This is a genomic window from Blastococcus sp. CT_GayMR20 (assembly GCF_004570345.1).
Genome location: NZ_SPQM01000190.1, coordinates 1 through 7,371, shown reverse-complemented (window position 1 = coordinate 7,371; position 7,371 = coordinate 1). Strand labels below are relative to the sequence as shown.

Sequence of the window (7,371 nt, the reverse complement as noted above, 5' to 3'; positions counted from 1 at the left end):
GCCGCGTGCGCGGCCGCGGCGGAGGCGGCCACCGCCTGCGCGATCGCGGCCGGGCTCGGCTGCTCGCGGACCGGACCGTGCTCCGCAGCCGGCGTGGGCGTCGGCGGCGGGGCGGACGAAGGAGCAGTGGCACCGGGGGACGGCGAGGCCGCCATCGCCGCCGGGGTCAGCAGCTCCGGCCGGCGCAGCACGTACGGCGAGTAGGGGAAGCCCTCGCCGTTCAGCTCCTCGACCGTCGGTCCGCGCCCCTCGAGACCGAGGCCCTCCAGGGCGGCCCGGACGTCGGCCGTCGTCCACAGGCGGGGATTGTCGACGCTGGCGTACCGGCTGGAGCGGGCGAACCCGAGCAGCAGCGACCGCGGCTCCAGGAGGGCGACCTGGTCGCCCTCGCCGAGATCGCCGTCGGAGGGGCTGAGCCCGGTGATGTCGCCCACCAGCACGGTGAGCCGCGCGATCCGGCCGGGCTCGAGGCCGGCGCGGCGCAGCTTCATCGCGGCGTCCATGCCCGCGCGCATCAGCCCGTCCAGCGGCGAGGAGCCGCCGCCGGAGAGCTGCAGCACCTGGCTGGAGCCCGACTCGGGCGTGATCGTCCAGGCCCCGTCCGGCACCGCCGTCACGGCCCCGTTCTGCCGGAGCACCTCCACGATCCGGATGACCGCGATTCCCTCCGGGACGAACAGGACGGCGTCGGAGACCCGGCGTCCCAGGACGCCGTCGATCTGCGGGATGGAGGCGACGACGGCCGCCCGCACCGAGGCGCCGGTGTCCCACCGGGTGAGCTCCCCGAAGAGCGCGCGCTCCCCTGCCGTCTGCAGCGGCACCGGGGTCAGGGCCAGCACGTCGTATGTCCTCCGGGCGATCGGTTCGTGGTCTGGTCGCGACCGGCCGCCTGGCGCCGCGAGGCGCGCGCTCCCCGTGTGCGGGCGAACCTGACGCCGGCAGCTGCCTCCGACGCTACGTCATCGGCTCGCACCTTCCGACCCTCCGCGCCGGAGAGCCGGAGATCAGACGTGCGCGGGCTCCCGTGAAACGGACGGCCCGTCGGCGGCCGCCCAGCGGGCCAGCCAGCCGCTGCGGGCGGACAGGTCCACGCCGGCCCACAGGACGCTGAAGCCGACGGCGACCGGCAGCACCGACCACCAGTTCCACGGCGGGAGCAGCCCCAGTGCCTCCTGGCCGACCGCGACGCCGTAGACGACGCCGGTCACGAGCGGCCCCGCGAGCCAGCCGGGCACCCGGTGGGTGACGGCCAGGTCGACGAGCACGGCACCCACGAGGAGGACCAGCGGCAGCACGGACGGCGGGAAGCCCATGCCGACCAGGACCAGCCACATGACCGCCCGGTACAGCAGGTAGGTGCCGGCGATGGCCGTGGCGGTCCAGCGCAGACCGACGACCTTCCGGGCGATCACCAGCGACAGCAGCCCGGCGCAGATCAGCCACGCCGGGTGCACCCAGGACGGCACCGGCAGCATGAACATCTCCGGCGACTGGCCCTGCGACGCCGCGAAGTCCAGCAGCTGGGGCTCGGCCGTCGTCCGCCCCGCGTCGTAGGCCTCCAGCGACAGGACGCCGTACTCCTGGTGCTGGTTCGGGAAGAGCGCGTTCTCGACGAAGAACAGCCACAGGCCGAGTGAGACCAGGTCCCGGATGCTGCCGGGCGCGGCGTAGAGCCACCACCCGCGGATGGCGCCGGCCAGCATGACCGCCGTCCCCAGGTACAGCAGGGCGTGGCTGGGGCTCCAGCTGGTGATGTCCAGCCCGTTGATGCGGTGGTTGAGGATGTCGATCGGGACGGCGATGAGGAACATGCCGATGCCCCACTGCATGAGGCGCAGGGCGCGGCGGTCGACGCCGTAGCCGGTGTAGCTGTGGAAGACGACGAGGCCGATGACGACCGCGGTGCCGGCGGAGTTGAGCAGGTGCGGCGGGGCCAGGTCGTCGCGCAGCCACCGGAAGTGCCAGGAGACGTCCCAGGTCGACCCCAGCATCTTGAGGAGGAAGGCGCCCAGCCAGGCGGTGTAGATCCACCGCAGCTCGGTCTGCGTCGTCGCCCGGCCGGGGCGTCCCGGGGTCAGGTAGGCGGCCCAGAACCAGCGGATCAGGGCGATGGGGTGGGCGACCCCGGCGAGCAGGGAACCCGGTGCCGACGGGACCGCCGGAAGAGCGGGGGCGGGTGCAGCAGGAGAGGGCACGGGAACTTCCTCGACTCGGTGGACTCCCCCGACCCTAGCGGCGGAGCCGCCGATTCCGACCCTCCGAATGGCGCGGCACCAGCCGGTGCGGTAGTGCCCGGGCAGGCGGGGCACGCGGTGCGGACGGTGCGTACTGTCGGGCGACGTGGCAGAGAGCGCAGGGCACCTGGTCTGGATCGACTGCGAGATGACCGGCCTGGACATCGTCAAGGACAAGCTGATCGAGGTCGCGGTGCTCGTGACCGACTCCGAGCTCAACGTCCTCGACCCGGGCCTGGACCTGATCATCTCGGCGGACGACGCCGACCTGGACGGGATGAACGAGGTCGTCGTCGAGATGCACCGGAAGTCGGGGCTCACCGACGCCGTCCGCGCCTCGACCCTGAGCGTCGCCGAGGCCGAGCAGCAGCTGCTGGCCTACATCAAGCGCTGGGTGCCCGAGCGCCGCACCGCACCGCTCTGCGGCAACTCCATCGGCACCGACCGCGGCTTCCTCGCCCGGGACATGCCCGAGCTCGACGACCACCTGCACTACCGCATGGTCGACGTCTCCTCGGTGAAGGAGCTGGCCCGCCGCTGGTTCCCGCGCGTCTACTTCGCCCAGCCGCCGAAGGGCCTGGCCCACCGGGCGCTCGCCGACATCATCGAGTCGGTGCGCGAGCTGGCCTACTACCGCCGCACCCTGTTCGTGCCGGCGCCGGGGCCGAACAGCGAGCAGGCGAAGAACGCCGCCGACGAGGTCGTCGGCTCGTTCGCCGAGCTGCTCGCGTCGGGCGACGCGAACCCCGCGGAGGATGCCGCCGGCACGGCGTGAGCCGTGCCGCTCCCCCGGGCCCACCGGGCGGCGGACCGTCTCCGGTATCGTTGCTCCGGTTCCCCACCGGCGCTCGCGTCCGGCCGGGACGTGGTGGGTGTAGCTCAGTTGGTAGAGCACCAGGTTGTGATCCTGGGTGTCGCGGGTTCGAGCCCCGTCACTCACCCCACGTGGAGAGGCCCCTGTCGGATTCCGACGGGGGCCTCTCCCGTCACGAGCCGATGCGGGCGGGCGACTCGCCGCCCTCCAGGTCCCCTTCGGTGTCGAGATAGGCCTGCTGCAGCTCGGCGAGCAGCGCCGGGTCGGGCTCGGCCCACATCTTCCGGTCGACCGCTTCCAGCAGCCGCTCGGCGATCCCGTGCAGCGCCCACGGGTTCGACGTCTCCATGAACTCGCGGTTCTCCGGGTCGAGCACGTAGGTCTGCGCGAGCTTCTCGTACATCCAGTCGGGCACCACGCCGGTCGTGGCGTCGTAGCCGAACAGGTAGTCGACGGTGGCAGCCAGCTCGAACGCCCCCTTGTAGCCGTGCCGGCGCATGGCCGCCAGCCACTTCGGGTTGACCACCCGCGCGCGGAACACGCGTGCGGTCTCCTCGGTCAGCGAGCGCGTGCGGACCGACTCCGGCCGGGTGGAGTCGCCGATGTAGGCGGCCGGTGCGGTCCCGGTCAGCGCGCGGACCGTCGCGACCATGCCGCCGTGGTACTGGAAGTAGTCGTCGGAGTCGGCGATGTCGTGCTCGCGGGTGTCGACGTTCTTGGCCGCCACGGCGATCCGCTTGTAGGCGGCCTCCATGTCCGGCCGGGCCTGCACGCCGTCCAGGTCGCGGCCGTACGCGTAGCCGCCCCACACCGCGTAGACCTCGGCCAGGTCGGCGTCCCCGCGCCAGTTCCGGGAGTCGATCAGCGACAGCAGTCCCGCCCCGTAGGCGCCGGGCTTGGAGCCGAAGACCCGGGTGGTCGCCCGCCGCCGGTCGCCGTGCGTGGCCAGGTCGGCGTCGACGTGGGCCTTCACGAAGTTCGCGTCGTCGGCCTCGTCGAGGGAGGCCGCGAGCGTCACGGCGTCGTCCAGCATGGTCACCACGTGCGGGAACGCGTCCCGGAAGAAGCCGCTGATCCGCACGGTGACGTCGATCCGCGGCCGGCCCAGCTCGTCGAGCGGGATGGGTTCCAGGCCGGTGATCCGCCGCGACGCCTCGTCCCACACCGGGCGGACCCCCAGAAGGGCGAGCACCTCGGCGATGTCGTCGCCCGAGGTGCGCATGGCCGACGTGCCCCAGACCGACAGCCCCACCGAGCGCGGGTACTCCCCCGTGTCGGCCCGGTAGCGGTCGACGAGGGACTCCGCCATCGACTGCCCCGTCTCCCAGGCCAGCCGCGAGGGCACCGCGCGCGGATCGACGGAGTAGAAGTTCCGGCCCGTCGGCAGCACGTTGATCAGCCCGCGCAGCGGCGATCCCGAGGGTCCCGCGGGCACGTAGCCGCCCTCGAGGGCGTGCAGGGTTGCGTCCAGCTCGTCGGTGGTGCGCTCCAGCCGGGGCACGACCTCGTCGACGGCGAATCGGAGGACGGCGGCCACGGCGTCGTCCTCCTTCCCGAGCACCTCGCGCACGACGTCGGCCACGGCGTCACCGGTCCAGCCGCGTGCCTCCATGCCGCTGACCAGCGCTTCCGCCTGCGCCTCGACGGCGTCGGTCGCCTGCAGTCCGGCGGTGCCGTCCTCGGTGAGGCCGAGGGCCTCGCGCAGGCCCGGCAGCGCGACGGAACCGCCCCAGATCTGCCGGGCACGGAGCATGGCGAGCACCAGGTCGACGCGGCTCTGCCCGGCCGGCGGTGTCCCGAGCACGTGGAGACCGTCGCGGATCTGCGAGTCCTTGATCTCGCAGAGCCACCCGTCGACGTGCAGGATCATCTCGTCGAAGTGGTCGTCCGCCGGCCGCTCGTTCAGCCCCAGGTCGGAGTCGAGCTTGGCCGCCTGGAGCAGGGTCCAGATCTGCGCCCGGACGGCGGGCAGCTTGCCGGGGTCCATCGCCGCGATGTTGGCGTGCTCGTCGAGCAGCTGCTCCAGCCGCGCGATGTCGCCGTAGGAGTCGGCTCGCGCCATCGGCGGCACCAGGTGGTCGACCAGCGTCGCGTGCGCCCGGCGCTTGGCCTGCGACCCCTCACCGGGGTCGTTGACCAGGAACGGGTAGACCAGTGGCAGGTCGCCGAGTGCGGCATCCGGCCCGCACGAGGCGGACAGCCCCACGGTCTTTCCGGGCAGCCACTCGAGGTTGCCGTGCTTGCCCACGTGCACCAGGGCGTGCGCCCCGAAGACCGAACGCAGCCACCAGTACGCCGCCAGATAGTGGTGGGACGGCGGCAGGTCCGGGTCGTGGTAGATGGCGATCGGGTTCTCCCCGAAGCCACGCGGCGGCTGCACCATCACCACGACGTTGCCCGCCCGCAACGCGGCGAAGACGATGTCCTCCCCGTCCACGAAGAGCGTCCCGGGGGCCGGGCCCCAGTGCTGCTCCATCGCCTCGCGGAGGTCGGCGGGCAGGGTCGCGAAGAAAGTTCGGTACTCCGCCGCGGGGATCCGGACCTGGTTGCCCGAGAGCTGCTCCTCGGTGAGCCAGTCGGCGTCCTGACCGCCGGCCGCGATGAGGGCGTGCACCAGGGCGTCGCCGTCGAGGTCGGCCACGCCCGGGAGGGCGTCGGGAGCGTCGAGGGGCCCGATGTCGTAGCCCTGCCCGGCCATCGCGGCGAGCAGGCGGACGACGGACGCGGGTGTGTCCAGGCCGACCGCGTTGCCGATGCGTGCGTGCTTGGTCGGGTAGGCCGACAGCATCACGACGATCCGGCGCTCGCCGGGCGGGGTGTGCCGCAAGCGGGCGTGGGACACCGCGGTGCCGGCCACCCGGGCTGCCCGCTCGGGATCGGCGACGTAGTGCGTCAGCCCGTCGGCGTCGGTCTCCTTGAAGGAGAACGGCACGCTGATCAGCCGGCCGTCGAACTCCGGGATCGCCACCTGGTTACCGACGTCGAGAGGTGAGAGCCCGTCGTCGTCGGCGGCCCACTCCTCGCGCGACCGCGTCAGGCACAGACCCTGGATCACCGGCACGTCGAGAGCAGCGAGCTCGCCGACGTCCCAGGCACCGTCGTCCCCACCTGCCTGCGCGGTGGCCGGCCGCGCGCCACCGGCCGCGAGCACCGTGACGACCATGGCGTCCGCGCTCCGCAGCGTCTCCAGCAGTCCTGGGTCGACCGACCGCAGCGACGCGGTGAAGACCGGGAGCGCCTGGCCGCCGGCGTCCTCGACCGCCCCGCACACCGATTCCACGAACGCGGTGTTCCCGGCCAGGTGGTGCGCCCGGTAGTAGAGGACGGCGACGGTCGGACCGTCCGTGCGGCGTGGCTCCCGGGAGAGCACGCCCCAGTCGGGCGCGACGCGCGGCGGCTCGAACCCCTCACCGGTCAGCAGCACGGTGTCGGAGAGGAAGCGGTGCAGCTGGGTGAGGTTGTCGGGCCCGCCCTGCGCGAGGTAGCCGTGCGCCTCTGTCGCGACGCCCATCGGCACGGTGGAAAGTTCCATGAGCTCGGCGTCGGGCACCTGCTCCCCGCCGAGCACGACGACGGGCGCGGGCCCGGCCAGCAGCGGAGCCAGCAGCTCCTCGTACTGCCGCCGGACCCCCAGGATGCGGACGACGACGACCGCGCTGCCCTCGACCACGGCGGCGAGGCCGGATCCGTCGAGCCGGGCGGGATTGCCCAGCCGCCAACCGGCGCCCGAGGCCCGCGCGGAGAGCAGGTCGGTGTCGCTGGTGGACAGCAGGGCGAAGGCGGGGTCGCTCACGGCGCGTTCCTCACTCGGGGTCCGCGCCCCGGGTCGTCGGGCACGGCAGCCGGAGTGTCTGGCTCACCCACGCTCCTGGATGTGCGGAGCCGGGCTCACAGTGGCGGGACCGCGTCGGCCTTGCACCGACTTCCTCGCTGACTGCCGTGATGACGGGACCGTACCTGGCACTCCTGGCCGCAGTAGCCTCGCCGGGGCCATGACCGTTCCCCGCCCGCCCCGCGACCGGGTGGACGCGTGCCCCGGCGCGCTGCAGACGCACCCCGCTGCCGACGGCGCCCTGGCGCGGGTGCGGGTTCCCGGAGGTGCCCTGACCCGGGTACAGCTGCGGACCCTGAGCGCGGCCGCGCGCGAGCTCGGCGACGGCACACTCGAGCTGACCAGCCGGGGGAACGTCCAGCTCCGCCGCCTGCGAGCAGGCTCTGAGCCGGAGCTCGGCGACCGGTTGGCCGCGGTCGGCCTGCTGCCCAGCGCCACCCATGAGACGGCGCGCAACGTCGTGGCCAGCGTGCTGAGCGGCCGGGTCGGCG

At 73.3% G+C, this 7,371-nt stretch carries 3 protein-coding genes, 1 tRNA gene, 2 pseudogenes and 1 riboswitch; of the genes and pseudogenes, 3 read left to right on the top strand and 3 right to left on the bottom strand.

The window, feature by feature from the left end; genetic code table 11:
- Both E4P40_RS24880 and E4P40_RS24875 read right to left on the bottom strand, forming a co-directional pair.
- Positions 1–839: pseudogene (locus tag E4P40_RS24880) on the bottom strand (hypothetical protein); the annotation flags it as partial.
- Between the two features lie 165 nt (positions 840–1,004).
- Entirely contained in the window at positions 1,005–2,195 is a 1,191-nt protein-coding gene (locus E4P40_RS24875) for a hypothetical protein (RefSeq protein WP_135161027.1), read from the bottom strand.
- A gap of 145 nt (positions 2,196–2,340) precedes the next feature.
- On the opposite strand from E4P40_RS24875, the gene orn reads away from it, so the two are divergent.
- On the top strand, positions 2,341–3,009 hold the full coding sequence (gene orn, locus E4P40_RS24870) for an oligoribonuclease (protein ID WP_135161026.1): 669 nt from the start codon (positions 2,341–2,343) through the stop codon (positions 3,007–3,009).
- Between the two features lie 93 nt (positions 3,010–3,102).
- Positions 3,103–3,178 (top strand) — tRNA-His (locus E4P40_RS24865).
- Between the two features lie 42 nt (positions 3,179–3,220).
- Here E4P40_RS24865 and cobN read toward each other — a convergent pair.
- The gene (cobN, locus tag E4P40_RS24860; protein ID WP_135161025.1) at positions 3,221–6,841 is read right to left on the bottom strand and encodes a cobaltochelatase subunit CobN; all 3,621 of its coding nucleotides are present in this window, start codon (positions 6,839–6,841) and stop codon (positions 3,221–3,223) included.
- A gap of 52 nt (positions 6,842–6,893) precedes the next feature.
- Positions 6,894–6,977: riboswitch (cobalamin riboswitch) on the bottom strand.
- A gap of 63 nt (positions 6,978–7,040) precedes the next feature.
- Here cobN and E4P40_RS24855 point away from each other — a divergent pair.
- Positions 7,041–7,371 (top strand): annotated as a pseudogene (locus tag E4P40_RS24855) (precorrin-3B synthase); the annotation flags it as partial.